Origin of the sequence: Comamonas endophytica, assembly GCF_023634805.2 — a bacterium.
Lineage (GTDB): Bacteria > Pseudomonadota > Gammaproteobacteria > Burkholderiales > Burkholderiaceae_C > Comamonas > Comamonas endophytica.
In genome coordinates, this window is the sequence record NZ_CP106881.1 from 1,384,505 (window position 1) to 1,408,262 (window position 23,758).

A 23,758-nucleotide genomic window follows, 5' to 3' on the forward strand; every position below is an offset into this window, starting at 1 on the left:
CCTCAGAAAAGGAGTACGGAATGTCCACAGACAAGCAGGAACCCGGCACGGGCAAGGTCGAGAACGACCACAACCGCCAGGGCAACCAGGCGCCCACGCAGAAGAACGAGGGCCAGCGCACCCCCGAAAGCCGCCACGACCGCGAATCGCAGGTCGGCAGCAGCAACCAGAACCAGTCGCGCCAGAACACCGGCGGCGGCGGCCGCGACGGCCGCGGCGCAGGCTGATGGCCTGAACGCGAGAAATGCGCCCTGAGGCGCATTCCTTTGCCGGCAAGCAGGGCGCCTCGGGGCGCCCTGCGCCTTTCAGCGCGCGTCCTTGCGCTCGCTCGGGCCGTTGCTGTCCGAAAGCACTTCCGAAGGCGGCTTCAGATCGCCGCTGTCGCCGCCTTCGGCCTCCCAGGTGCCGCCGTCGCGCGCCGTGTTGCCGCGTGGATGGCCCATGTCGGTGCCGTCGTCGAAATTGAGCGGACCGTCCTGCGGCAGGTCGTCGAAACGATGGGCCGACACCTCGTCCAGCGTGTCGGCGACGTCGGTTTCCGCGCTCAGGTAGTCGTTGATGTCCTTGCCTTCGGGCAGGTCGGCATTGGCATCCTCGCTGCGGTCGAGGTGCGGCTTGCCGGCTTCTTCGGGGGTGATGGGTGTACGCATGTCTATCTCCGGTTGCGGCATGGCCCACATGGCCAGCCCATGCGCCAAGCCTGACCGCGCAGCCACTTGCCCGGGGTCGGTGCAGCACCATCCATCGGGTAGGAGGCGCGCCTACTTTTCCTTGAACATCTCCACGCGCCTGGCCTGCAAGCTGTAGCCGCTCGCGCCAAGCTCGGATTTTGTGCGCGCGCGCCCCAGCTTGCCGCTGACCCAGACCGCGCTCATGGTCTTGAAACCCTTCGCCGGCGGGTCCGATTTCACATGGATGATCTGGTTGGCCGGCGGCGGCGGCGTGTGGATGCAGGCACCGAAGTACGGCACCAGCAGGAATTCGCGCAGCGCCTTCTCGTTGCCTTCGAGCGGCACGATGAAGCCCGGGATCCTCACCGCCCGGCCATCGAGCGAGGCCACCGTGGGCGCCTCGTCCCAGACCTTGCGCATGCGCTCGTACAGCGCCTGCACGCGGGGGTCCGAATCCGGCAGCTCGGTGAGCTTCTGCAGGTCCTCGAAGGACTTCGTCGGGTCCCATCCGGGCGGCACCAGCGCCTCCCAGCCGATCTCGGCAAAGGGCGCGGCCTGCAGCGCGGGCGCCGCACCCAGGCAGGAGGCGGCCAGCGCCTGCAGCAGGCGCCGCCGCGGCATGTCGGGGGATAGGGAAGAAAACATCGTCAGATCCTTGGAGACAGCCCGTCGGCCAGCGACAGGCGGTAGGCGCGCCAGCCCGGCAGCAGGCTCGCGAGCCAGCCCGCGAGCAGCAACCCTGCCAGCAGCAGCCACTGCATGGAGGTCACCTGGCGCAGATCCAGCGTCAGGCCGAAGTGCGCCTGCAGCCAGGGGTTGAAGGCCAGCACGCAGATCACCAGCGCCAGGAGGCCCAGCGCCATGCCGGCCAGCGTCAGCAGGATGCCCTCGAGGGCCAGCAGCGCCAGCACCTGCCAGGGGCTTGCGCCCACGGTGCGCAGCACGGCAAGCTCGCGCCGGCGCTCGTTCAGCCCCGCCAGGATCACCGACATCAGGCCCGCCATGCTGACCAATGCCACCAGCCCCGACATCAGCAGCAGCGCCTGCTCGCCCGCGCCCACCACGTCCCAGAGCTCGTCGAGCGCCACGCCGGGCAGCACCGACATCAGCGGCTCGGCGCCGAAATTGTTCACCTGGCGCTGCACCGAGAACACCGCGGCGCGGTTGTGCAGGCCCACCAGCGCCGCGGTCACGCTGCGCGGCTGCAGCTGCAGCGCGCGCGCCTCTTCGGCACTGATGCTTTTGCCCGGCAGCGGCGCGCCCGCCATCCAGTCCACGTGCAGGGCCTCCATGGCCTCGAGGCTGATATGCGCGGTGCGGTCCACGGGCGTGCCGGTGCGCGCCAGGATGCCGCTGATGGTGAAGGGCTTGTCGTCGTGGCCCGCGCCCAGGCTGATCTCGCCCGTGCCGTGCGCCAGCGCGATGCGCTGCCCGATGCGGTAGCCGAGCCGGTCCGCGAGCTCGGCGCCGATCACCACCTCGTAGAGATCGCGAAAGCGCTGGCCTTCGCGCAGTTGCAGCGGCTGCTGCTCGCCATAGCGGAAATGCGCGAAATAGGCCGGCGTGGTGCCCAGCACCGGAAAACCGCGGTGCGAGTCGCCCAGCGACAGCGGCACCACCCACGCCACGCCGCGCAGCTGCTCCAGCGCCTCGACGCTGCTCCAGCGGATGTTGTTGGTGGCCGCGCCCACATGGAACACGGAATACAGCAGCAGCTGCACGGAGCCGGTGCGCGCGCCGACGATCAGGTCGGTGCCCGACACGGCCGAGCTGAAGCTGCTGCGCAGATCGGTGCGCACGCGCTCCACGCCCAGCAGCATGAAGGTCGACAGCGCAATCGAGAACACCGTCAGCGCCAGCGTGAAGCGCCGGTTCCAGGCACTGCGCCAGGCCAGGCCCAGCAGGAAGGCCCGGCTCATGCCCCCTCCCCGGCGCCGCGCGCCGCGCGGTTGATTCCCGGCAGCGACACCTGGCGCGCGAAGCGCTGCGCGCTGCGCCGGTCATGGCTCACGAACACCAGCGCGCTGCCGGCCGAAGCGCAGGCCGACAGCAGCAGGTCCAGAAAGACATCGCGCCGGTCCTCGTCGAGCGCCGAGGTCGGCTCGTCGGCAATCACCAGGTCCGGCTGGCCCACCAGCGCGCGCGCCGCGGCCACGCGCTGCTGCTGGCCCACCGACAGCGCGTGCGCGGGCCGGCTCCAGGCCGCGGCATCGAGCCCCATGCCGGCCAGCCAGCGCTGCGCTTCGGCCTGCGGCGAGCCGGCAAGGCGCTGCGCGGCCTCGCGCCGCCGGGCGGAGAAACGGCAGGGCAGCAGCACGTTCTCCAACGCGCTGAGATAGGGCAGCAGGTTGAACTGCTGGAAGATGTAGCCCACATGGTCGACGCGGTGCCGGTCGCGCGCGCTCGGCCGCAGCACTTTCCATTCGATGCCATCGAGCGCCACGCGCCCGGCCTGCGGCAGCAGCACCCCGGCCAGCAGCGACAGCAGCGTGCTCTTGCCGCAGCCGCTCGGTCCATGCAGGAAAACGCTTTCGCCGGCCTCGACCTCGAGCGCGGCGATGTCCAGACAATCCTGCGTACTACCCGGCCAGGCGAAGCGCAGGTCCTCGAGCTGCAGAAGGCTGCCCGCCATCGTGCCGCTCAACGCCCCGCCAGGTCCAGCCGCGCGGCGCGGGGCCCCAGGGTGCGCCTGAACTGCTTTTGCGGCGCGGCGACCTGGACATCGATGCTGCGCAGCCGTGGGTAGGCCTCGAACAGCGGCTTCGCGTCGATGAAGCGCGCTTGCGCGGCCCTGGTGCAGGTGAAGACGATGTCCACCGCGATATCGGCATGCTCGGCTTTCCCGTCATGGTCATGGCCATGGCCGTGGGCGCCGCGCAGCCCCAGGACGGCGGAATCGAGCTCGACTTTCTGCAGCCTGCAGCCGGCCGCCGCGTCGGGCTGGAACAGGCCATCGGCAGCCTTGAGGCGTGCCACCATGTCCGCCACCCGCTTGCGCTCGGCGTCGTTGCGCGGCGCACGCTCGAAGCCCAGGAAGCCATCGAGTGGCCCCTCGAGCGCCAGCGTGACGGTCTGCGCGTCGATGGCCACAGCCAGGTCCATGTGGCCATGGGTGTGGGCATGCGGATGGGCGGCGGCCGGCAGCGCTGTGGCCAGGACGCCGGCCGCCAGGGCCAGGGCGCGCACCGTGGCAAGACCGGGAATCAGGGAGGGTGGGAACATCGGCAACTCCGGGAGCACAGGACAGGCCCGGCGCGGCGGCTGGCCTGCGCCCGGACCGGGAGCCGCTGTTATAGCACCACTGTGCCGGGCTCCCCGCAGCCTCACTCCACCGTCACCGACTTCGCCAGGTTGCGCGGCTTGTCGACATCGGTGCCGCGCGCGCAGGCGGTGTGATAGGCCAGCAGCTGCAGCGGCACCACGTGCAGGATCGGGCTCAGCGCGCCGTAGTTCTCGGGCATGCGGATCACATGCAGGCCCTCGGCGCTCTCGATCTGCGTGTCGGCATCGGCCAGCACGTACAGCACGCCGCCGCGCGCGCGCACTTCCTGCATGTTGCTCTTGAGCTTTTCCAGCAGCTCGTCGTTCGGCGCCACCGTCACCACCGGCATGGCGCTGGTCACCAGCGCCAGCGGGCCGTGCTTGAGCTCGCCCGCGGGGTAGGCCTCCGCGTGGATGTAGCTGATCTCCTTGAGCTTGAGCGCGCCTTCCAGCGCGATCGGGTAGTGGATGCCGCGGCCCAGGAACAGCGCGTTCTCGCGCTGCGCGAACTCCTCGGCCCAGCTGATCAGCTGGGGCTCGAGCGCCAGCACCGCCTGCAGCGCCACAGGCAGGTGGCGCATGGCCTTGAGGCAGCGCGCCTCCATTTCCTCGCTCAGGCGGCCCTTGGCCTGCGTCAGCGCCAGCGTCAGCAGGAACAGTCCGGCCAGTTGGGTGGTGAAGGCCTTGGTCGAAGCCACGCCGATCTCCACGCCGGCGCGCGTGATGTAGGCCAGCTCGCACTCGCGCACCATGGCGCTGGTGGCGACATTGCAGATGGTCAGCGTGTGCCGCATGCCCAGGCTCTGCGCGTGGCGCAGCGCCGCCAGCGTGTCGGCGGTCTCGCCGGACTGGCTGATGGTGACGACCAGCGTACGCGGGTTGGGCACGCTGGTGCGGTAGCGGTATTCGCTGGCCACTTCCACCTGGCAGGGAATGCCGGCGATGCCCTCGAGCCAGTACTTGGCCGCGCAGCCGCTGTAGTAGCTGGTGCCGCAGGCCAGGATCAGCACGTTGTCGATTTCCTGGAACACGCGCCAGGCGGCGGCGCCGGTCTTGCCATGCACTGGCGCGCCGTCGAACAGCTCGGGCACGATGCCCAGCACGCCCTCGATGGTGTCGGCAATGGCGCGTGGCTGCTCGAAGATTTCCTTTTGCATGTAGTGGCGGTAGGGGCCGAGCTCGGCCGCGCCGCTGTGCGCATGCACGGTGCGCACCGGGCGCTGCGCGGCATCCAGCGCCTGGCCGGCTCTGTCGAGCAGCCAGTAGCGGCCGCGCTGCAGGTCGACCATGTCGCCTTCCTCCAGATAGACGATCTGGTCGGTCACGCCGGCCAGCGCCATCGCATCGCTGGCCACGAAATGCTCGCCGTCCTCTCCGATGCCCAGGATCAGGGGCGAGCCCGCGCGCGCGCTGACCAGCCGCCCGGGTTCGTCCTTGTGCATGACGGCCAGCGCATAGGCCCCATGCAGCTGCGCCACCGCGGCACGGAAAGCCTCGAACAGGTCGCCGCCGTAGAGGCTGTCGACCAGATGGGCAATGACCTCGGTGTCGGTCTGGCTCACGAACACATAGCCCTTGGCCTGCAGCGCGCGGCGCAGTGCCTCGTAGTTCTCGATGATGCCGTTGTGCACCAGCGCCACGCGGGCCGGCTGCCCGGGCTGGGTCTCGCCCGGACCGTAGCTGAAATGCGGATGGGCGTTGCGCACGGCCGGCTCGCCGTGGGTGGCCCAGCGGGTGTGGGCAATGCCGGTGAAGCCCTGCAGGCCTTCGATCTGCACCTGCTCCAGCAGCTCGGCCACGCGCGCCGTGCTGCGCGCGCGGTCCAGCCCGGTGCTGCGCGTGCCCGAAGCATCGAGCCGGTGCACGGCCACGCCGCAGGAGTCATAGCCGCGGTACTCCAGCCGCTGCAGCCCCTGCACCAGCACGGGAACGATATTGCGATGGGAAACGGCGCCGACGATGCCACACATGGGATGCTCCTGATGAAAGACAGGCGATGCTATGCTTTCAGCCTGGAAATAACTGATCGTTATATTTGCTTATATGAAATTTTATTTCTTATGTGTCAAATAAAGAAATCCAGTTCCATATTTGCAATCCATATGAAATAAATGCTTGACGATATCGACCTTCAACTTCTGGATCTGTTGCAGCACGACGCCAGTCTGAGTAATCAGGCGCTGGCCGAGCGCGTGAATGTCTCGCCGCCCACCTGCCTGCGCCGCGTGCGGCGGCTGCATGAGGAAGGCATCATCGAGCGCCAGGTCGCCTTCCTGCAGCCCGAACGTCTGGCGGCACTGGTCGGGCACGGTCTCACGGCCTGGGTGGAAGTCACGCTGGACCGCCAGGACGCCCAGGCGCTCGACCGCTTCGAGGCGCGCGCCGTGGCCGAAGAGGCGGTGCAGCAATGCTGGCGCGTCTCACCCGGCCCCGACTTCATGCTGGCCACCCACACGCGCGACATGCCCGAGTACCTGGCGCTGACCCAGCGGCTGTTCACGCAGGACAGCAATGTGCGCAACGTGCGCGCCTTCTTTGCCACCAAGCGCGCCAAGTTCGCGACCCGGGTCCCGCTGGCGCGCCCGCGCTAGGCCGGCGCGGGCGCGGGCCAGCGCAGCTCGACCCGGCAGCCCTGCCCGGGTGCGCTGTGCAGCGCGATGTCGGCGCCCTGCTGGTGCGCCGCGGTCTGCGCCAGCGCCAGGCCCACGCCCACGCCGTCGAATTCGCTTTCGCGGTGCAGGCGCTGGAACAGCCCGAAAGCCTGATGGGCGCGCGTGCCGTCGCAGCCCACGCCGTTGTCCTCGACCTGCCAGCGCAGCCCGCCGCCGGGCAGGGCCTCGGCCTCCAGGCGGATGCGCGGCAATGGCCGGCCGCGCGAGAACTTGAAGGCGTTGTCCAGCAGCGCCGCCAGCAGCGGGCGCAGCAGCTGCGGATCGGCCTGCAGCGGCACGGGCGATGCCGGCAACTGCCACTGCGCCTGCGCCGCCGCGGGTTCGGCGGCCATCAGTGCCGCCCACGCCTGGCCGGCCAGCTGCGCCAGGTCCACGGACTGCAGCTGCGGCCTGGCGCGCTGCATCCGCGCCAGCTCCAGCACGCCGTCCAGCATGCAGCCCATGCGCCGCGCGCCCTGCTCCATCACACCGAGGAACTGCTCGGCATCCTGTGCATCCGGCCCCTGCAGGCCCGCCGCATGCAGGGTCTCGCGCAGCAGCGGCGCATAGGAAGTGATGTGGCGCAGCGGCGCGCGCAGGTCATGCGAGAGCGCGCGTGTCCAGTCCTCCTGGCTGGCACGCAGCGCCGCCAGTTCCTGCTCGCGCCGGGCCAGCAGCGCCAGCGCCTGCGGCAGGTCTCGGGGAGGCGGCAGGCCGCCGGCAGGGTCGGGCATCATGGCTTGGGCAGCTTGGCCGGGCGTTTCCAGTGGCCGATGTTGGACTGGCGGCCGCGCGCCACGCCCAGCGCGCCCGCGGGCACGTCCTTGGCAATGGTCGAGCCGCCGCCGACGGTGGCGCCCGCGCCCACCGTGACCGGCGCCACCAGCACGCAGTTGCTGCCGATGTGCGCATCGGCCTCGATGACCGTGCGGTGCTTGTTGGCGCCGTCGTAATTGGCGGTGATGCTGCCGGCGCCGTAGTTCACCCGCTCGCCCACCGTGGCATCGCCCAGGTAGGCCAGGTGGTTGGCCTTGGCGCCATCCGCCAGGGTGCTGTTCTTGACCTCGACGAAATTGCCGATATGCACCTCGCGCCCGAGCTGCGCGCCGGGCCGCAGCCGCGCAAACGGCCCGATCAGCGCGCCTGCGCCCACCGACACGCCCAGCCTGTCGCCGTCGATATGGGTATAGGGGTGGATCACCGCGCCCGCGCCGATCGACGCGTTGGCAATGCAGCAGTGCGCGCCTATCGATGCGCCTTCGCCGATGGCCACCGCTCCGGTGAAGATGCAGCCGGCATCGATCTCCACGTCCTGCCCGCATTCGAGCGCGGCGCGCGCGCCGCTGCGCGCATCGTCGCGCAGGTCGAAGCGCGCGGGATCGGCCAGCCGCACGCCCTGCTCCATCAGCCGCTGCGCCTGGCGCAGCTGGTGCGCGCGCTCGAGCTGCGCCAGCTGCAGCGGGCTGTTGACACCCGCCACCTGCAGCGCGTCGTCGATGCAATGCGCCACCACGGGCACGCCATCGGCCACCGCCATGGCCACGATATCGGTCAGGTAGTACTCGCCCTGGGCGTTGTCGTTCGTCAGGCGCGCCAGCCAGCCGGCAAGCCGCCGCGCGGGCACGGCCATGATGCCGCTGTAGATCTCGCCGATGCGCCGCTGCGCTTCGCTCGCATCCTTGTGCTCGACGATGGCCTGCACCGCGCCCTCGGGCGTGCGCACGATGCGGCCATAGCCCGTGGGATCGGGCAGCGCCACGGTCAACAGCGCCAGCCGCTCGCTGCCCGCGGCAGCGACCAGCGCCCGCAGCGTCGCGGCTTCGGTCAGCGGCACATCGCCCGACAGCACCACGGCCACGCCATCGTCGGGCAGCAGCGGCACCGCCTGCTGCACCGCATGGCCCGTGCCCAGCTGCGGCTCCTGGCGCGCGAATTTCAGCGCAAAAGCTGCGGGGGAGGCCTGCGCCGCGGAGGTGATCGCATCCTCCACCTGCTGCGCGCCATGGCCGGTCACGACCACCGCGCTGCGCGCGCCCAGATGCGCGGCCTGGTCCAGCACATGCTGCAGCAGCGGCCGCCCCGCCAGGCGCTGCAGTACCTTGGGAAGGCGGCTTTTCATGCGCGTGCCCTTGCCCGCGGCCATGATGATGAGATCCACTGCTGCTGTCATTTGATTGCCTGTCATGATCGAAGACTGTGCCTCGCGGCACAGGAAGTGGCTGGAATTATCGCGCCCCCATCCGGCCCTGCCTGTCGCCCGCAGCGCCAGGCCACGGCAAGCAGGGATCTTTTACATTTCAGGCCTGCGCATCACCCTGGTGTCCGCGACGCCGTATTCCCGCCCTGGAGCTGCCCATGCCCTCATCGCCTCCCCCTTCGCCCGGCCCCACGGCGCTGCGCACGCGCGCCGTGGCGGCGGGCCATCTGCGCGCCTTCGTGGCCGCGGCCGAGCACCTGAACTTCCGCGCCGCGGCCGATGCGCTGGCGCTCACGCCCTCGGCCGTGAGCCGGCAGATCCAGGCGCTGGAGGACGAGGTCGGCGTGCCGCTGTTCCTGCGCCACACGCGCGCCGTCGAGCTCACGGGCGCGGGCGTGCAGCTGCTGCGCGCCGTGGCGCCCGGCCTCGAGCGCATCGACGCCGCCGTGCGCCAGCTGCGCCGGGCGGCCGGGCGCAAGAGCGTGGCCATCACCACCTGGGCCAGCTTTGCCGCGATGTGGCTGATTCCCCGGCTCGAGGCCTTCCAGCGCGAGTTCCCCGACATCGACATCCGCATCGATACCTCGGACACGGTGATGGACATGGAGACCACCGACGTGGACCTGGCGCTGCGCTACAGCGGCACGCCCGAGAGTGCCTCCGCCGAGCATCTGTTCGGCGAGCAGCTGGCGGTGGTCGCCAGCCCCTGGCTGCTGCGCAGCCAGCCGGCCATCCGCACGCCCGCCGACGCCGCGCGCTTCACGCTGATCGAGACCGGCGATGCCCAGCGCCTGCCGCAGCTGGCCTGGCTGGGGTGGCAGCGCTGGTTCCACGCCCATGGCTGCGAGCCGCTGCAGCCGCCGCGCTGGCTGTATTTCAATTACGCCCACCAGATCGTGCAGGCCGCGCTGGCCGGCCAGGGCCTGGCCATTGCGCGCCTGCCGCTGGTGGCCGACGCGCTGGCCAGCGGCGATCTGGTCGAGGTGCTGCCCGCGCACCGGCTCGACTCGCCGCTGGCCTATTGGCTTTTGCCCGGGCCGCGCAGCGCGGCGCGGCCGGAGGTGCAGGCCTTCTGCAACTGGCTCAGAGAACAGGCCGCGCTGACACGCGCGGCCATGGGCCCGCCCTGAATTCAGCCCAGGGTCACCCGGGCGAATTTGCGCTTGCCGACCTGCAGCACATAGGTTCCCGCATCCAGCTTGAGCCCGCGGTCGCTGATCACCGCGCCATCGATGCGCACGCCGCCGCCATCGATCAGGCGGTTGGCCTCGCTGCTCGACGGCGCCAGGTTCGCCTGCTTGAGCAGCGCGCCAATGCCCAGCGGCGCGCCGGACAGCTGCACCTCGGGGATCTCGTCGGGCACGCCCCCCTTGCTGCGGTTGATGAAGTCCTGCTCGGCGGCATCGGCCGCGGCGGCCGAATGGAAGCGCGCGGTGATTTCCTTGGCCAGCATGACCTTGGCATCCTTGGGATTGCGCCCGCCTTCGACCTCGGCCTTGAGCGCGGCGATCTGCGCCAGGCTCTTGAACGACAGCAGCGTGTACCAGTCCCACATCAGCGTGTCGGAGATGGACAGCACCTTGGCGAACATGGTGTTGGCGTCTTCGGTGATGCCGATGTAGTTGTTCTTCGACTTGGACATCTTCTCGACGCCGTCGAGCCCCACCAGCAGCGGCATGGTGAGCACGCACTGCGGCTCCTGGCCGTATTCCTGCTGCAGGTGGCGGCCCATCAGCAGGTTGAACTTCTGGTCGGTGCCGCCGAGCTCGAGATCGGCCTTGAGCGCCACCGAGTCATAGCCCTGCAGCAGCGGGTAGAGGAATTCATGCAGCGAGATCGACTGGCCGCCATGGAAGCGCTTGTGGAAATCGTCGCGCTCCATCATGCGCGCCACGGTGTATTTGGCCGACAGCTCGATCATGCCGCGCGCGCCCAGCTTGTCGCACCATTCGCTGTTGTAGCGCACCTCGGTGCGCGCCGGGTCGAGCACCATCGCCGCCTGGCGGTAGTAGGTCTCGGCGTTGACCTTGATCTGCTCGGCGGTAAGCGGCGGGCGCGTGGAGTTGCGCCCCGACGGGTCGCCAATCAGCGTCGTGAAATCACCGATGAGAAAAATCACCTGGTGGCCGAGGTCCTGCAGCTGGCGCATCTTGTTCAGCACGACCGTGTGACCGATATGAATATCCGGTGCTGTAGGATCGAGACCGAGCTTGACGCGAAGCGGCACTCCGGTGGCTTCGGAACGCGCCAGCTTGCGCGTCCATTCGTCCTTTGGAAGCAGCTCTTCGACACCGCGCAACGTGGTTTCAAGCGCTTGTCCTACACGCTCAGTGATTGGATATGTTGTAACAACAGGTTGATTCATAAGGGTTTTTTTCGATCCCGGGGAAGTCGACCCCGCTATAATTCGTGGCTTATCGCTGTGGCGAATTCTAGTAGGGTCCCAAAACGGCATCTGCCGAATGACTTGCACCCCCTGGAGCGCGCGTCCTGCCACACCTCTTCTCGCCCGACTTGTTTGCTTAGACGCGCACCGACACAGGAACTCCATTTTGAAATCTGGTCTGATCATTGCTGGCAACACCGTGCTGGCCCATGTTCGCAACACTCTGCAACGTCATCCCAAGCGCGTTACCGGCGTGCTGGCAGCCTTGTTGCTCACGGGCGGTGGCGGAGCATTTGCCGTCGCGTCACTGGGTCCCGACCCGTCCGATCTTCCGGTGCGCACGCTGACCCAGCAGGTCGCCTCGCTGGCCGATGACACCCCCCTGGTCGAGCTGAACGAACTGCAGGACTTCGCCCTCTACCGCTCCGACCTGTCGCGCGCCAACGACAGCGCCGAATCGCTGCTGCAGCGCCTGGGCATGGCCGACCCCGAAGCTTCCGCCTATCTGCGCAGCAACGAACTGGTGCGCCAGAACCTGCTGGCACGCGGCGGCCGCCTGATTTCCGCCGAAGCCACGAACGACCACCAGCTGACGCGCCTGACGGCACGCTGGGCACCCGACGACGAAAGCACCAAGTTCCAGCGCCTCGTGGTCGAGCGCCAGGGCAAGGGCTTCGTGACGCGCCTTGAAACCGGTGATCTGGTGGCCAACCAGCGTCTGGCCGGCGGTGTCATCCAGAGCTCGCTGTTTGCCGCGACCGACGCCTCCAACATTCCCGATGCCGTGGCTTCGCAATTGGCCGAAGTGTTCAACGGCAAGATCGATTTCCGCCGCTCGCTGCGCAAGAACGACCGCTTCGCGCTGGTCTATGAAACGCTCGAAGCCGATGGCGAACCCCTGCGCAGCGGCCGCCTGCTGAGCGCCGAGTTCAACAACAACGGCACGACGCACCAGGCCATGTGGTTCCAGCAACCCGGCACCAAGGGCGCGTACTTCGCCCTCGACGGCTCAAGCCTCGAGCGCTCCTACCTTTCGGCTCCGCTGGCCTTCTCGCGCGTGAGCAGCGGCTTTGCCATGCGTTTCCACCCGGTGCACAAGACCTGGCGCGCGCACAACGGCACCGACTTCGCGGCCCCCACGGGCACCGCGGTACGCACCGTGGCCGACGGCGTGGTGGAATTCGCCGGTGTGCAGAACGGTTACGGCAACGTGGTCTTCGTCAAGCATCCCGACAACAACGTCACGGTCTACGCCCACCTGAGCCGCATCGACGTGCGCAAGGGTGCCAGCGTCGCCCAGGGCAGCAATATCGGCGCCGTCGGCTCCACCGGCTGGGCCACCGGTCCGCACCTGCACTTCGAAGTGCGCGTCAACGGCAAGGCCCAGGACCCGATGACCGTCATTGGCCAGGCCCAGGCCGCGCGTCCGATCTCTGCCGCCGTGCGTGCGAGCTTCGACCGCCAGGCCGCGCAGATGCGCCTGGCCCTGGAATCGGCCCAGCAGACGCTGGCCAGCGCCGAGTAAATCGTCGCTTCCCGCCTTTGAAAAAGCCGCCGCCCAGCGGCTTTTTTTGCGTCTGGCGGATTGCTGCACCACTACCATTGCGTCCATGACCGTTTCAACCTCCACCCCGGATCTGTACATAGGCCTGATGTCGGGCACCTCGCTCGATGGCATTGATGGGGTGCTGGTTGATTTCCAAGGCCGCATGAAGGTATTGCAGCATGCGAGCACACGCTTCGCTGTCGGACTACGCGCCGAGCTGCTGGAGCTCAACACCCCAGGCGAAAACGAGCTGCACCGCGCGGCGCTGGCGGCCAATGCGCTGGCTGAAAGCTATGCCGAAGTGGTGCAGCTGCTGCTGCGGCAGGCCGGGCTGCGCGCCTCCAGCGTGCGCGCCATCGGTGCCCATGGCCAGACGGTGCGCCATCGGCCGCAGATGTTCGATGGCACCGGCTATACGCTGCAGCTGAACAACCCGGCCCTGCTGGCCGAGCGCTGCGGCATCAGCGTCGTCGCCGACTTCCGCAGCCGCGACGTGGCCGCCGGCGGCCAGGGCGCGCCGCTGGTACCGGCCTTCCATCAGAGCGTGTTCGGCCGCCCCGGGCAGGCGCTGCTGGTGCTCAATATCGGCGGCATCTCCAATCTCAGCGTGCTGCCCGCCGATGGCGAGGTTGGCGGCTTCGATTGCGGCCCGGGCAATGCGCTGATGGATGCCTGGTGCCAGCGCCATACCGGCCAGCCCTATGACGACAACGGCGCCTGGGCGGCCAGCGGCAGCGTGCTGCCGGCACTGCTCGAACAGCTGCTGGCCGAACCCTTCCTGCAGCAGCCCCCGCCCAAGAGCACGGGGCGCGATCTCTTCAGCCTGGGCTGGCTGCAACAGCAGCTCGCCGCGCTGCCGCCCGGCACCCGCGCCGAGGATGTGCAGGCGACGCTGACCGAATTCACCGCGCGCGCCTGCGCCGATGCCGCGCGGCGCTGGGGGCGCGACGCGCAGCAGCTGCTGGTGTGCGGCGGCGGCGCGCTGAATGGGCATCTGATGGCGCGCATCGGCGCGCTGCTGCCGGAGGTGCATGTACAGTCCACCACCGCCAGCGGCCTGCCGCCGCTGCAGGTCGAGGCCGCCGCCTTTGCCTGGCTCGCGCGCCAGACGCTGCGGGGCCTGCCCGGCAACCTCGCGCGCGTGACCGGCGCGCATGGGCCACGCGTGCTGGGCGCAATCTACCCGGCGTAGGTCTCAACTCCCCCGCTCGAGCCTGGAAAAGATAGTCGCCGAAAAAAGCGTCAGCAGGCCCATGCAGGCAAAGGTCGCCTGGAAGGCATGCAGCACGGCTTCGGGCCGGGCCTGGCCCCACAGGGCATGGAAGCCCGCCAGCACCGCGCCCGCGATGGCCACGCCCAGCCCCATGGCCAGCATCTGCACCATCGACAGCAGGCTGGTGCCGCTGCTGGCGTGGTGCGCCTCCAGGTCCTTGAGCGTGACGGTGTTCATGGCAGTGAACTGCATGGAATTGGTGGCGCCGAAGATCAGCAGCTGCAGGATCCTGAGCCACTGCGGCTGCTCCGGCGTGACCAGGGCGAAGCTGGCGATCATCAGCGACAGCAGCAGCGTATTGCCCACCAGCGTGCGCCGGTAGCCCCAGCGCCCGATCAGCGCCGAAGCCACGCGCTTGACGGTCATGCTGGCCAGCACCGTGGGCAACATCATCATGCCGGCCTCCATCGGCGAATAGCCCAGGCACACCTGCAGCACCAGCGGAATCAGGAACGGAATGCACGAGCCGCCCAGGCGCGAGAACAGGTTGCCCAGCAGCCCGATGCGCAGGCTGCGCACGGCAAACAGCGCCGGCGCGAACAGCGGGTCGGGCCGGCGGCGCGCATGCCGCCAATAGACCAGCAGGCTGCCCGCGCCCGCGCCCAGCAGCGCCATCGCTCCCGCCACGCCCAGCAGCGCCAGGCCCTCGAGCGCCATCGACACCGCGACCATGGCAAAAGCCAGCAGTGCATAGCCGACGGCATCGAAGCGCCGGCTGGGAATGGGCTCGGCATCGCGCATGTAGCGCAGCGTGGCGGCAAGCCCCACCAGCCCCACCGGCACATTGACCAGGAAGATCCAGTGCCAGGAGGCATATTCGACCATCCAGCCGCCCAGCGTCGGGCCGATCAGCGGGCCCAGCAGACCGGGCAGCGTGACGAAGCTCATGGCCTTGAGGAACTGGTCGCGTGGAAAGGCGCGCAGCACCGCCAGGCGCCCGACGGGCAGCAGCAGCGCGCCGCCGCAGCCCTGGACGATGCGCGCCAGCACCAGCTGGTTCAGGCTTGCGGCAATCGCGCACAGCAGCGAACCGAGCACGAACAGCGCAATCGCCGTCAGATACACGCGGCGCGTGCCGAAGCGGTCGGCCACCCACCCCGAGGCCGGGATGACCAGGGCCATGGTCAGCGAGTACGCCACGATCACCGACTGCATGCGCAGCGGGCTTTCGCCCAGCGCCTGCGCCATTGCGGGCAGGGCGGTGTTGACGATGGTGGCATCCAGCGTCTGCATGAAAAAGCCCAGCGCCACCAGCCACAGCAGCACAGAATTCGAGCGAACGAAGGTCATGGAGAGATATCAGCGCTGCGCGCGGACGTAAAAAAACCGCCTGGAACAGGCGGTTGGGAGGAAATACTGCGGGTTCAAGCCGAGAAGCTGGAGCCACAGCCGCAGGTCGTGGTCGCATTCGGATTCTTGATCACGAACTGCGCACCCTGCAGGTCTTCCTTGTAGTCGATCTCGGCGCCGACCAGGTACTGGTAGCTCATGGCGTCGATCAGCAGCGACACGCCATTCTTGGTCATGGTGGTGTCGTCTTCGTTGGTGATTTCATCGAAGGTGAAACCATATTGGAAGCCCGAGCAGCCGCCGCCCTGCACGAACACGCGCAGCTTCAGCTCCGGGTTGCCTTCTTCGGCGATCAGGTCCGCCACCTTGGCCGCAGCGCTGTCGGTGAAGATGATGGGAGAAGGCATTTCGCTCTGGATGTTTTCTGCAACGGCGCTCATGTGGGTACTCCGGTATTCAAGGTTTGAGGGGAATGGTACTGCAGATCGCTCGGGAATTCCGACCGCCTCCGGCTTGACGGCGAAGCGAGTGGGGCCATTCACCGGCGTTCCTGCGAAAAGCAAAAAGCCACCCGAAGGTGGCTTTCCGTAGGCCCGCCAGAGAATTCCGGCAGGCTGCAGTGCTTTGGGCTTAACGCTTGGAGAACTGCTTGGCGCGGCGAGCGGAGCGCAGGCCGACCTTCTTGCGTTCGACTTCACGGGCATCGCGCGTCACGAAGCCGGCTTGGCTCAGGACGGACTTCAGGCCTGCGTCATAGTCGATCAGGGCACGGGTGATGCCGTGGCGGGTGGCACCGGCCTGGCCGGATTCACCGCCGCCGTGCACGTTCACCTGCACGTCGAAAGCTTCGAGGTTTTCCGTGAGTGCCAGCGGTTGCTTAGCAATCATGATGGAGGTTTCGCGGCCGAAGTACTGCTGAATGTCTTTGCCATTCACAGTGATCTTGCCGGAACCCTTCTTCAGAAACACGCGGGCGACGCTGGACTTGCGACGGCCGGTGCCATTGTTCCAATCACCAATCATCTCAAGGCTCCTTAGATTTCCAGCGCTTTGGGCTGCTGTGCGGTGTGGGGATGCTCGGCACCGCCATACACCTTGAGTTTCTTGATCATGGCGTAACCCAGGGGGCCCTTGGGCAGCATGCCCTTGACGGCCTTTTCCAGGGCGCGACCGGGGTGCTTCGACTGCATGTCACGGAAGTTCGTGGCAGTGATGCCGCCGGGGAAACCGGAATGACGGTAGTACACCTTGTCCAGGGACTTGGTGCCGGTCACTTTGAGCTGGGCTGCGTTGATGACGACGATGAAGTCGCCGGTGTCAACGTGAGGCGTGTAAATGGCTTTGTGTTTGCCGCGCAGACGGAGGGCAACTTCGCTGGCTACCCGGCCGAGCACCTTGTCGGTGGCGTCAATCACAAACCACTCGTGTTGCACCTCAGCGGGTTTTGCGCTGAATGTAGACATGAGATTGCTCTTTTCAATAAGAGGGTTTGACGGTTCTTTTCCACGGTCGGCGCTTCTCTGAAGGAAGCCTCTTAGGTGGCGATGCATGAAGCCGGCGCACGGTTGCGTGGCCGCATACACTCCGCCGCGGAACCTAAAAATCGCTGCGAAGCCCACCATTATACGAAATGCGGCAACCCCTGTGCTGCATGCCCTTTGCCGGCATGTGAAAATACCTGCCCGATTCCAAAGACCCGCTGCTTGCCACCTGGCTGTGGCTGGCTACCATTGCCCCATGTTCAGTTACCGCCACGCCTTCCATGCGGGCAACCACGCCGATGTGCTCAAGCACACGGTGCTGATTGCCACCTTGCAATACCTCACGCAGAAAGACGCGGCGCTGACCGTTCTGGACACGCATGCCGGCGCCGGCCTGTACCGCCTGGACGGCGACTACGCCAGCAAGAGCGGCGAGGCCAGCGAGGGCGTGCTCAAGCTGGCCCAGGCGCCGGTTGCCGAGCTGGCGCCGATCCTTCAGGACTACCTGGCCATGGTGCGCTCCTTCAACCAGGGCAGCGGTATCCGCAACTATCCGGGCTCGCCCTTCATCAGCCAGGCGCTGCTGCGCTCGCACGACAAGCTCAAGCTGTTCGAGCTGCATCCCACCGACATGCGCTCGCTGGCCGGCAACGTGGCCCAGCTCGAAGCCGGCCGCCAGCTGGCCGTGCTGCATGAAGATGGCTTCGAGGGCGTGAAGAAATTCCTGCCGCCGGTCTCGCGCCGCGCGCTGCTGCTGTGCGACCCGAGCTACGAGCTGAAGACCGACTATGGTCGCGTGCTGGACATGGTGGCCGACAGCCTCAAGCGCTTCCCCACGGGCTGCTATGCGGTCTGGTACCCGATCATCCCGCGCCCCGAGGCCCACGACCTGCCGCGCCGCCTCAAGACCATGGCCGTCAAGGCCGGCAAGAGCTGGCTGCATGCCACGCTCACCGTGAAGAGCAACAAGACTTCCGAGCGCGGCGGCCTGCCCGCCAGCGGCATGTTCCTCGTCAGCCCGCCCTTCCAGCTCAAGGAACAGCTCAAGCCGGCGATGCCGCAGCTGGTCAAGCTGCTGGGGCAGGATGGGAATGCGACGTTCACATTGGAATCCGGCGGTTGAACGCAGGTCCCGTGCCGTTCGTCCTGAGCTTGCCTGGGCGGCCCCGTCGAAGGATCGAACCATGGACGGCCTGTCTTCAAGACCTGAGCATAGGCCTTTCATCCTTCGATCCTTCGACAAGCTCAGGCTCAGGACGAACGGTTATTACGCCGTTCGTGGTGAGCCTGCCTGGGCGGCCCCGTCGAACCATGGATGGCCTGCCCTACAAATCACCTTTAGCGCCTGTTGCGCGCCTGCTTCTTCACCGGCGCCTTCTTGCGCGCCACGGCGTTCGCCTTCTCGGCCGGGGCCTTCAGCTTGCGCCCGGCATAGCTGCGGCCGCCCTCCTCCAGCATCTCCGGGCATTCGTCCTCGTCTTCCTCCAGCTGCCATAGCTCGACCGGCTTGATGCCCAGGCCGACCATGCCCAGCGCCTCGGCCGCGCCCTGGCTCAGGTCGATCACCCGGTTATGGGAAAACGGCCCGCGGTCGTTGATGCGCACCACCACGACCTTGCCGGTGACGGCGCTGCGCACGCACACGCGCGTGCCGAAGGCCAGCGTGCGGTGCGCGGCCGTGAGCTCCTGGCTGTCGAAGCGCTCCCCGCTGGCGGTGCGCCGGCCGTGGAAACGCTCGCCATACCAGGAGGCCAGCCCCTGCTGGTCGCTTTCGCGCGGCGGCGACAGTTCATAGGGGGAAGCCGGGGGCGCGGGCTCGCCCACGGGCGGAATCACCACCGCGGGCCGCGGCGGCGTGCGCGGCATGCGCGGCTTGGGCGGATCGAGCTCCACCAGGGGATCCAGCGGCTGCAGCGGCGGCAGCGGCACGGACGGCTTGGCCGGCTCGGGGCAGGGCTGGGTCGAGATATCGCCCTCGCCGCCGCCGACGGGCAGGCGGCAGGCCGGCAGGTCTTCGGGCGTCTGGGCCACGGGCAGGGGCGCGCAGGCCGCGAGCCACAACGACAGACTGATCAAGCCGCACCGGCGGATCCACCGCGCGCTGCGGCTGTTGCTTTCATCCATTGGTCTTCCTGGAATTGCGGACCGGCCCGGCCAGTCCGCAATGCTTACAAGCCCAGGCGCTCGCTGATGGCCAGCACGGCAGCGCTCTGGTTCATGGTGTAGAAGTGCAGGCTCGGCGCCCCTTGGGAGCGCAGGCGTTCGCACAGTTCGGTCACGACATCGAGGCCGAAGGCCTTGATCGATGCGGTGTCATCGCCATAACCCTGCAGCTGCAGCCGGATCCAGCGCGGGATCTCCGCACCGCAGGCATCCGAAAAGCGCAGCAACTGCGTGGAATTCGTGATCGGCATGATGCCAGGGACCACGGGAATGTCCAACCCCAGCGCGCGCACGCTGTCGACGAAGCGGAAATAGGCGTCGGCGTTGTAGAAGTACTGGGTGATGGACGAATCGGCGCCGGCCTGGACCTTGGCCGCAAAAGCCTGCAGGTCGGCCTGGGGCGAGCGCGCCTGGGGGTGCATCTCGGGATAGGCGGCCACCTCGATATGGAAGGCGTCGCCGAATTCCGCGCGGATGAAGGCCACCAGATCGCTGGCGTACTGGAACTCGCCGCCCAGGCCGTAGCCGCTGGGCAGGTCGCCGCGCAGCGCCACCAGGCGCGAAATGCCCATGGACTGCAGCTCGCGCAGTTCGGTGCGCACGCTTTCGCGCGTCGCGCCCACGCAGGAGAAATGCGAGGCCGCGCTCATGCCCTCCTGCTGGATCTCCTGCACCAGGCTGAAGGTGCCCGACTGGGTCGAGCCGCCCGCGCCATAGGTCACCGAGCAGAACTCGGGCGGGCGCACCCGCAGCTGCTGGCGCACGGCGCGCAGCTTTTCCACGCCTTCGGGCGTCTTGGGCGGAAAGAATTCATAGCTGACGGGGAAAGCGTTGGCCTGGATCATGCGCTCCTCCGCGCGTGCACAAAGAATTCACGGTTGCCGTCGCCGCCGGTGATCGGGCTGTCGATCCAGCCGCACACCTGCAGGCCCAGCTCGGCCAGGCATTCGCGGATGCGCTTTTCCACCACCGCGTACGAGGCCGGGTCGCGCACCAGGCCGCCCTTGCCGATATGCTCGGGCTGGAGCTCGAACTGCGGCTTGACCAGCATCAGCAGGTCGCCTCCGGGCGCCAGAAAGGGCACCACGGCCGGCAGCACCAGCGTCTGCGAGATGAAGGACAGGTCGCCAACGATCAGGTCGAACTGCTGGGAATCATCGGGCGCGCCCTCGAACGCGCCCGCGTCGAGCAGCGTGTCCAGATCCAGCGTGCGCGCATTGACGCGCTCCAGGCAGACGATCCTCTCGTGGCCGCGCAGCGCCAGGTTCAGCTGGTCATGGCCCACGTCCACGCCCACGACGCGCGCGGCGCCATGCTGCAGCAGGCAGTCGGTGAAGCCGCCCGTGGATTGCCCCACGTCGAGGCACCACTTGCCCTGGGCCGACACCTTGAATGCCGCCAGCGCGCCTTCGAGCTTGAGCCCGCCGCGCGACACATAGCGCGCCTCGGCCACGTCCAGCAGCCGCAGCTCGGCGTCCGCGGCGAGGTCTTCGCTGTTCTTCTTGATGGCCTGCCACTGGCCCGTGGCCGCGGTGTGCCATTCGACGCCCGAGGCAATCAGGCGCTGGGCCTGCGCGCGCGAAGCGGCGAGTCCCTGGTCTACAAGCAATTGATCGGCTCGCATGGAATCTGTCTAAAAAAGGAATCGCTACCGTCGGCACGTGGGCCGATGGCAAAGGGCCCTCAGGCGGCAACTCCAGCCGATCGAAGATTCCGTTCGTCCTGAGCCTGTCGAAGGATGAAGGGCCTGTGCTCAAGTTTCGAGGACAGGCCGTCCATGGTTCGGCAGGCTCACCACGAACGGTTCGGCTGTCTGGCATTGCCTCGGGGGCGGAAATATCTGGAAGCCATGCCGTCACGCGGCATGGCCCGACCGCCATCAATAGCGGTAGGTGTCGGGCTTGTAGGGACCCTGCTTCGACACGCCGATATAGGCCGCCTGGGTATCCGTCAGCTCGGTCAGCATCGCGCCGACCTTCTTCAGGTGCAGGCGTGCGACCTTCTCGTCGAGGTGCTTGGGCAGCACGTAGACCTTGCCGACTTCGTAGGCGTCCTGCTTGGTGAACAGCTCGATCTGGGCGATCGTCTGGTTGGCGAACGAGGCGCTCATCACGAAGCTCGGGTGGCCCGTGGCGCAGCCCAGGTTCACCAGGCGGCCCTTGGCCAGCAGGATGATCTTCTTGCCGTCGGGGAAGGTGATGTGGTCCACCTGGGGCTTGATCTCCTCCCACTCGTACTGCTCGATCGAAGCCACGTCGATCTCGTTGTCGAAATGGCCGATGTTGCAGACGATGGACTCGTCCTTCATGGCGAGCATGTGCTCATGGCGGATGATGTCGCGGTTGCCGGTGGTGGTCACGAAGATGTCGGCCTTGTCCGCCGCCCATTCCATGGTCACGACCTTGTAGCCTTCCATCGCCGCCTGCAGCGCGTTGATCGGGTCGATTTCCGTGACCCAGACCTGGGCGCTGAGCGCGCGCAGCGCCTGGGCGCAGCCCTTGCCCACGTCGCCGTAGCCAGCGACCACGGCGACCTTGCCGGCGATCATCACGTCGGTGGCGCGCTTGATGCCGTCGACCAGCGATTCGCGGCAGCCGTAGAGGTTGTCGAACTTGCTCTTGGTGACCGAGTCGTTGACGTTGATGGCGCGGAACAGCAGCGTGCCCTTGGCCGACATCTCGTTGAGGCGGTGCACGCCGGTGGTGGTTTCCTCGGTCACGCCGATGATCTGCGCCGACTTGCGCGTGTACCAGCTGCCGTCTTCGGCCAGCTTGGCCTTGATCGCGGCAAACAGGATGGTTTCCTCCTCGCTGCCGGGGTTGGCCAGCACCGACAGATCCTTCTCGGCCTTCTGGCCCAGGTGCATCAGCATGGTGGCATCGCCGCCATCGTCGAGGATCATGTTCGGGCCTTCGCCTTCGCTGCCCTTGGGGCCGAATTCGAAGATGCGGTGGGTGTAGTCCCAGTAGTCGGCCAGGGTCTCGCCCTTGATGGCGAACACCGGGGTGCCGGTGGCGGCAATGGCCGCGGCGGCATGGTCCTGGGTCGAGAAGATGTTGCACGAGGCCCAGCGCACCTGCGCGCCCAGCGCCTGCAGCGTCTCGATCAGCACGGCCGTCTGGATGGTCATGTGCAGCGAGCCGGTGATGCGCGCGCCCTTGAGCGGCTGGGCCGCGGCGAATTCCTCGCGGATGGCCATCAGGCCGGGCATCTCGGTCTCGGCGATCTTGATTTCCTTGCGGCCCCAGGGCGCGAGGGAAATGTCGGCAATGACCGAATCGGCGGGGGTCAGGGGAACAGCTGCGTTCATGGTTTTCTCCGTTACGGATGGCAAAACCACGCTCTGGGGGAAGGCACTCACCGCACAGACAACGTGGGTGAGCGTCGTTGCGAACGCCGGGCCGAAGGCCTCAGCGGGTTCCGAGCCTCACGCACTGCCTGGCACCTGTGGAAGGTGCGGGGTGCGCTGCAACGCTCCTCGGAAAACGGCTATTGTACTTAAAAGCCTCAGCGCTTGCTCCTTCATCCGTTCGCCCTGAGCTGGTCGAAGGGTGAACGTCCTCCATCCAGTCACACAGCGGGCCTCCCCTGCCGCGCCAGCCCCCGCACCCGCACCCCCAATAGAAACACCCCCGCCAACAACACCAGCATGCTCGCCACCAGTCCCGCCCAGCCCGTGTGCTGCATGAACCACCCCCCACCCGCCCCCAGCAGGCTGGATCCCAGGTAATAGCCCAGCAGGTACAGCGACGACGCATGCCCCTTGGACTGGGTCGCGAGCCGCCCCACCCAGCCACTGGCCACCGAGTGCGCCGTGAAGAAGCCCATGGTCATCAGCATGATGCCCGCGACGATGGAGGCCAGCGCGGCGCCCAGCGTCAGCAGCAGGCCCAGCGCCATGAACGCCACGCCGCCCAGCAGCACCGGCGCGCGCCCGAAGCGGTCGGCCAGCGCGCCTGCGACCGGCGATGCCACCACGCCGAACAGATAGGCATAGAACACATGGCTGACCTGCAGCGGGCTCAGCGCGTAGGGCTCGCCCGCCAGCAGGAAACCCAGGTAGTTGTAGATGCTGACGAACACGCCCATCAGCCCGAAGGCGATCAGGAACAGGCACAGCAGTCCCGGCTGCGCGAGGTGCGCGCCCCAGGCGCGCAGGTGGTAGGCCGCGCCCAGGCCGGTCTTGCGCTGGAAGTTGCGCGAGGGCGGCAGCAGCAGGTAAAAGCCGATGGCGGCCAGCAGGTTGACCAGGCTCAGCGCGGCCAGCGCCCAGTGCCAGTCGATGTATTCGGTCATCGCCCCCATCGCCACGCGTCCGAGCATGCCGCCGAGCGCCGAGCCGCCGACATACAGGCCCATGGCAAAGCCCAGCCCCGCCGGTTCGATCTCCTCGGACAGATAGGCCATGGCCACGGCCGGCACCCCGCCCAGCAGCAGGCCCTCGAGCGCGCGCGCCGCCAGCAGCGCCTCCCAACCCGGCGCCAGGCTGGCCGCGAGATTGCACAGCGCGGCCAGCAGCATCGACACGAACATCAGGCCGCGCCGCCCCAGCCCTTCGGACAGCGCACCGGCCAGCACGATCGCCACCGCCAGGCAGCCCGTGGTCAGCGACAGCGACAGCGCGCTGGCCGCGGGCGTCACGCCGAAATGCGCGACGAATGCCGGCAGCAGCGGCTGCACGCAGTACAGCAGCGAGAAGGTCGCGAATCCCGCGAGGAACAGGGCCAGGCTGATGCGGCGGTAGGCCGGCGATCCGCGCACGACCCAGGAAGGCTGCGGCACGGCGCCGCTGGAAGGGGAAGACATGGCCAAAGCGGTGAGAGGACGAAGCCCCGATTG

The 23,758-nt window shown here is 67.8% G+C and carries 24 protein-coding genes and 1 riboswitch; of the genes, 6 read left to right on the forward strand and 18 right to left on the reverse strand.

Annotated features, from left to right (window positions below; translation table 11 throughout):
• Positions 1 to 20: 20 nt before the first annotated feature.
• Positions 21 to 227 carry a hypothetical protein gene (locus M9799_RS06190; RefSeq protein ID WP_231043313.1) on the forward strand — a complete coding sequence of 69 codons (207 nt, stop codon included), beginning with the start codon at positions 21 to 23 and terminating at the stop codon, positions 225 to 227.
• Positions 228 to 305: 78 nt separating this feature from the next.
• Here M9799_RS06190 and M9799_RS06195 read toward each other — a convergent pair whose 3' ends face one another.
• From M9799_RS06195 to glmS, 6 genes are all read right to left on the reverse strand, one after another.
• A complete protein-coding gene (locus tag M9799_RS06195; RefSeq protein WP_231043312.1) occupies positions 306 to 650 on the reverse strand; it encodes a serine/threonine protein kinase in 345 nt (114 codons plus the stop codon).
• A gap of 111 nt (positions 651 to 761) precedes the next feature.
• Positions 762 to 1,316, reverse strand: a complete 555-nt coding sequence (locus M9799_RS06200; protein WP_231043311.1) for a DUF3299 domain-containing protein — start codon at positions 1,314 to 1,316, stop codon at positions 762 to 764.
• Between the two features lie 2 nt (positions 1,317 to 1,318).
• Complete coding sequence (locus M9799_RS06205) at positions 1,319 to 2,590, reverse strand: ABC transporter permease (RefSeq protein WP_231043310.1); 1,272 nt, start codon at positions 2,588 to 2,590, stop codon at positions 1,319 to 1,321.
• Complete coding sequence (locus M9799_RS06210; RefSeq protein ID WP_231043309.1) at positions 2,587 to 3,303, reverse strand: ATP-binding cassette domain-containing protein; 717 nt, start codon at positions 3,301 to 3,303, stop codon at positions 2,587 to 2,589. The genes M9799_RS06205 and M9799_RS06210 overlap by 4 nt, the downstream gene beginning before the upstream one ends.
• Before the next feature lie 8 nt (positions 3,304 to 3,311).
• Positions 3,312 to 3,893, reverse strand: coding sequence for a DUF2796 domain-containing protein (locus M9799_RS06215; protein ID WP_231043308.1), 582 nt, complete (start codon positions 3,891 to 3,893; stop codon positions 3,312 to 3,314).
• 101 nt (positions 3,894 to 3,994) lie between these two features.
• A complete protein-coding gene (gene glmS / locus M9799_RS06220; protein WP_231043307.1) occupies positions 3,995 to 5,902 on the reverse strand; it encodes a glutamine--fructose-6-phosphate transaminase (isomerizing) in 1,908 nt (635 codons plus the stop codon).
• A 141-nt stretch (positions 5,903 to 6,043) separates the two neighbouring features.
• Between glmS and M9799_RS06225 the strand changes: the two genes are divergently transcribed.
• A complete protein-coding gene (locus M9799_RS06225; protein ID WP_231043306.1) occupies positions 6,044 to 6,523 on the forward strand; it encodes an Lrp/AsnC family transcriptional regulator in 480 nt (159 codons plus the stop codon).
• Here M9799_RS06225 and M9799_RS06230 read toward each other — a convergent pair.
• Complete coding sequence (locus M9799_RS06230; RefSeq protein WP_231043305.1) at positions 6,520 to 7,320, reverse strand: sensor histidine kinase; 801 nt, start codon at positions 7,318 to 7,320, stop codon at positions 6,520 to 6,522. The two genes, M9799_RS06225 and M9799_RS06230, sit on opposite strands and share 4 nt — an antisense overlap.
• Positions 7,317 to 8,753 carry a bifunctional UDP-N-acetylglucosamine diphosphorylase/glucosamine-1-phosphate N-acetyltransferase GlmU gene (gene glmU, locus M9799_RS06235; RefSeq protein ID WP_231043304.1) on the reverse strand — a complete coding sequence of 479 codons (1,437 nt, stop codon included), beginning with the start codon at positions 8,751 to 8,753 and terminating at the stop codon, positions 7,317 to 7,319. The genes M9799_RS06230 and glmU overlap by 4 nt, the downstream gene beginning before the upstream one ends.
• A 185-nt stretch (positions 8,754 to 8,938) precedes the next feature.
• On the opposite strand from glmU, the gene M9799_RS06240 reads away from it, so the two are divergent.
• On the forward strand, positions 8,939 to 9,910 hold the full coding sequence (locus M9799_RS06240; RefSeq protein ID WP_231043303.1) for a LysR substrate-binding domain-containing protein: 972 nt from the start codon (positions 8,939 to 8,941) through the stop codon (positions 9,908 to 9,910).
• 2 nt (positions 9,911 to 9,912) lie between these two features.
• Here M9799_RS06240 and tyrS read toward each other — a convergent pair whose 3' ends face one another.
• On the reverse strand, positions 9,913 to 11,145 hold the full coding sequence (gene tyrS / locus M9799_RS06245) for a tyrosine--tRNA ligase (RefSeq protein WP_231043302.1): 1,233 nt from the start codon (positions 11,143 to 11,145) through the stop codon (positions 9,913 to 9,915).
• A 187-nt stretch (positions 11,146 to 11,332) separates the two neighbouring features.
• Here tyrS and M9799_RS06250 point away from each other — a divergent pair, with 187 nt between their 5' ends.
• Both M9799_RS06250 and M9799_RS06255 read left to right on the forward strand, forming a co-directional pair.
• Complete coding sequence (locus M9799_RS06250; RefSeq protein WP_231043301.1) at positions 11,333 to 12,691, forward strand: M23 family metallopeptidase; 1,359 nt, start codon at positions 11,333 to 11,335, stop codon at positions 12,689 to 12,691.
• 85 nt (positions 12,692 to 12,776) lie between these two features.
• Entirely contained in the window at positions 12,777 to 13,904 is a 1,128-nt protein-coding gene (locus tag M9799_RS06255; protein WP_231043300.1) for an anhydro-N-acetylmuramic acid kinase, read from the forward strand.
• Positions 13,905 to 13,907: 3 nt separating this feature from the next.
• Here the strand turns inward: M9799_RS06255 and mdtD are convergent, their stop codons facing one another.
• From mdtD to rplM, 4 genes are all read right to left on the reverse strand, one after another.
• A complete protein-coding gene (mdtD, locus tag M9799_RS06260; RefSeq protein WP_231043299.1) occupies positions 13,908 to 15,275 on the reverse strand; it encodes a multidrug transporter subunit MdtD in 1,368 nt (455 codons plus the stop codon).
• 74 nt (positions 15,276 to 15,349) lie between these two features.
• Positions 15,350 to 15,715, reverse strand: a complete 366-nt coding sequence (gene erpA, locus M9799_RS06265; RefSeq protein WP_175505227.1) for an iron-sulfur cluster insertion protein ErpA — start codon at positions 15,713 to 15,715, stop codon at positions 15,350 to 15,352.
• A 190-nt stretch (positions 15,716 to 15,905) separates the two neighbouring features.
• The gene (rpsI, locus tag M9799_RS06270) at positions 15,906 to 16,298 is read right to left on the reverse strand and encodes a 30S ribosomal protein S9 (protein WP_231043298.1); all 393 of its coding nucleotides are present in this window, start codon (positions 16,296 to 16,298) and stop codon (positions 15,906 to 15,908) included.
• Positions 16,299 to 16,309: 11 nt separating this feature from the next.
• The gene (gene rplM / locus M9799_RS06275) at positions 16,310 to 16,738 is read right to left on the reverse strand and encodes a 50S ribosomal protein L13 (RefSeq protein ID WP_231043297.1); all 429 of its coding nucleotides are present in this window, start codon (positions 16,736 to 16,738) and stop codon (positions 16,310 to 16,312) included.
• Positions 16,739 to 17,012: 274 nt separating this feature from the next.
• Between rplM and M9799_RS06280 the strand changes: the two genes are divergently transcribed.
• The gene (locus tag M9799_RS06280; protein WP_231043296.1) at positions 17,013 to 17,879 is read left to right on the forward strand and encodes a 23S rRNA (adenine(2030)-N(6))-methyltransferase RlmJ; all 867 of its coding nucleotides are present in this window, start codon (positions 17,013 to 17,015) and stop codon (positions 17,877 to 17,879) included.
• Positions 17,880 to 18,094: 215 nt separating this feature from the next.
• Here the strand turns inward: M9799_RS06280 and M9799_RS06285 are convergent, their stop codons facing one another.
• The 5 genes from M9799_RS06285 to M9799_RS06305 form a co-directional block, all read right to left on the reverse strand.
• Complete coding sequence (locus M9799_RS06285; protein WP_422688969.1) at positions 18,095 to 18,880, reverse strand: septal ring lytic transglycosylase RlpA family protein; 786 nt, start codon at positions 18,878 to 18,880, stop codon at positions 18,095 to 18,097.
• A 44-nt stretch (positions 18,881 to 18,924) separates the two neighbouring features.
• A complete protein-coding gene (gene metF, locus M9799_RS06290) occupies positions 18,925 to 19,764 on the reverse strand; it encodes a methylenetetrahydrofolate reductase [NAD(P)H] (RefSeq protein ID WP_231043295.1) in 840 nt (279 codons plus the stop codon).
• A complete protein-coding gene (locus M9799_RS06295; RefSeq protein WP_231043294.1) occupies positions 19,761 to 20,543 on the reverse strand; it encodes a TlyA family RNA methyltransferase in 783 nt (260 codons plus the stop codon). Before M9799_RS06295 ends, metF begins: the two co-directional genes overlap by 4 nt.
• A 255-nt stretch (positions 20,544 to 20,798) precedes the next feature.
• Positions 20,799 to 22,229 (reverse strand): adenosylhomocysteinase, encoded by a 1,431-nt coding sequence (gene ahcY / locus M9799_RS06300; protein ID WP_231043293.1) that lies wholly within the window; start codon positions 22,227 to 22,229, stop codon positions 20,799 to 20,801.
• Between the two features lie 62 nt (positions 22,230 to 22,291).
• Positions 22,292 to 22,405, reverse strand: a riboswitch (S-adenosyl-L-homocysteine riboswitch).
• Positions 22,406 to 22,489: 84 nt separating this feature from the next.
• Positions 22,490 to 23,725: an MFS transporter gene (locus tag M9799_RS06305; RefSeq protein ID WP_231043292.1), complete on the reverse strand. Its 1,236-nt coding sequence runs from the start codon at positions 23,723 to 23,725 to the stop codon at positions 22,490 to 22,492.
• Between the last annotated feature and the right edge of the window lie 33 nt (positions 23,726 to 23,758).

Bases quoted from the DNA above. Each gene is read 5' to 3' on its own strand.
- M9799_RS06190 (WP_231043313.1), top strand. From the start codon at position 21: ATGTCCACAGACAAGCAGGAACCCGGCACGGGCAAGGTCGAGAACGAC.
- M9799_RS06195 (WP_231043312.1), bottom strand. From the start codon at position 650: ATGCGTACACCCATCACCCCCGAAGAAGCCGGCAAGCCGCACCTCGAC.
- M9799_RS06200 (WP_231043311.1), bottom strand. From the start codon at position 1,316: ATGTTTTCTTCCCTATCCCCCGACATGCCGCGGCGGCGCCTGCTGCAG.
- M9799_RS06205 (WP_231043310.1), bottom strand. From the start codon at position 2,590: ATGAGCCGGGCCTTCCTGCTGGGCCTGGCCTGGCGCAGTGCCTGGAAC.
- M9799_RS06210 (WP_231043309.1), bottom strand. From the start codon at position 3,303: ATGGCGGGCAGCCTTCTGCAGCTCGAGGACCTGCGCTTCGCCTGGCCG.
- M9799_RS06215 (WP_231043308.1), bottom strand. From the start codon at position 3,893: ATGTTCCCACCCTCCCTGATTCCCGGTCTTGCCACGGTGCGCGCCCTG.
- glmS (WP_231043307.1), bottom strand. From the start codon at position 5,902: ATGTGTGGCATCGTCGGCGCCGTTTCCCATCGCAATATCGTTCCCGTG.
- M9799_RS06225 (WP_231043306.1), top strand. From the start codon at position 6,044: ATGCTTGACGATATCGACCTTCAACTTCTGGATCTGTTGCAGCACGAC.
- M9799_RS06230 (WP_231043305.1), bottom strand. From the start codon at position 7,320: ATGATGCCCGACCCTGCCGGCGGCCTGCCGCCTCCCCGAGACCTGCCG.
- glmU (WP_231043304.1), bottom strand. From the start codon at position 8,753: ATGACAGCAGCAGTGGATCTCATCATCATGGCCGCGGGCAAGGGCACG.
- M9799_RS06240 (WP_231043303.1), top strand. From the start codon at position 8,939: ATGCCCTCATCGCCTCCCCCTTCGCCCGGCCCCACGGCGCTGCGCACG.
- tyrS (WP_231043302.1), bottom strand. From the start codon at position 11,145: ATGAATCAACCTGTTGTTACAACATATCCAATCACTGAGCGTGTAGGA.
- M9799_RS06255 (WP_231043300.1), top strand. From the start codon at position 12,777: ATGACCGTTTCAACCTCCACCCCGGATCTGTACATAGGCCTGATGTCG.
- mdtD (WP_231043299.1), bottom strand. From the start codon at position 15,275: ATGACCTTCGTTCGCTCGAATTCTGTGCTGCTGTGGCTGGTGGCGCTG.
- erpA (WP_175505227.1), bottom strand. From the start codon at position 15,715: ATGAGCGCCGTTGCAGAAAACATCCAGAGCGAAATGCCTTCTCCCATC.
- rpsI (WP_231043298.1), bottom strand. From the start codon at position 16,298: ATGATTGGTGATTGGAACAATGGCACCGGCCGTCGCAAGTCCAGCGTC.
- rplM (WP_231043297.1), bottom strand. From the start codon at position 16,738: ATGTCTACATTCAGCGCAAAACCCGCTGAGGTGCAACACGAGTGGTTT.
- M9799_RS06280 (WP_231043296.1), top strand. From the start codon at position 17,013: ATGTTCAGTTACCGCCACGCCTTCCATGCGGGCAACCACGCCGATGTG.
- M9799_RS06285 (WP_422688969.1), bottom strand. From the start codon at position 18,880: ATGGATGAAAGCAACAGCCGCAGCGCGCGGTGGATCCGCCGGTGCGGC.
- metF (WP_231043295.1), bottom strand. From the start codon at position 19,764: ATGATCCAGGCCAACGCTTTCCCCGTCAGCTATGAATTCTTTCCGCCC.
- M9799_RS06295 (WP_231043294.1), bottom strand. From the start codon at position 20,543: ATGCGAGCCGATCAATTGCTTGTAGACCAGGGACTCGCCGCTTCGCGC.
- ahcY (WP_231043293.1), bottom strand. From the start codon at position 22,229: ATGAACGCAGCTGTTCCCCTGACCCCCGCCGATTCGGTCATTGCCGAC.
- M9799_RS06305 (WP_231043292.1), bottom strand. From the start codon at position 23,725: ATGTCTTCCCCTTCCAGCGGCGCCGTGCCGCAGCCTTCCTGGGTCGTG.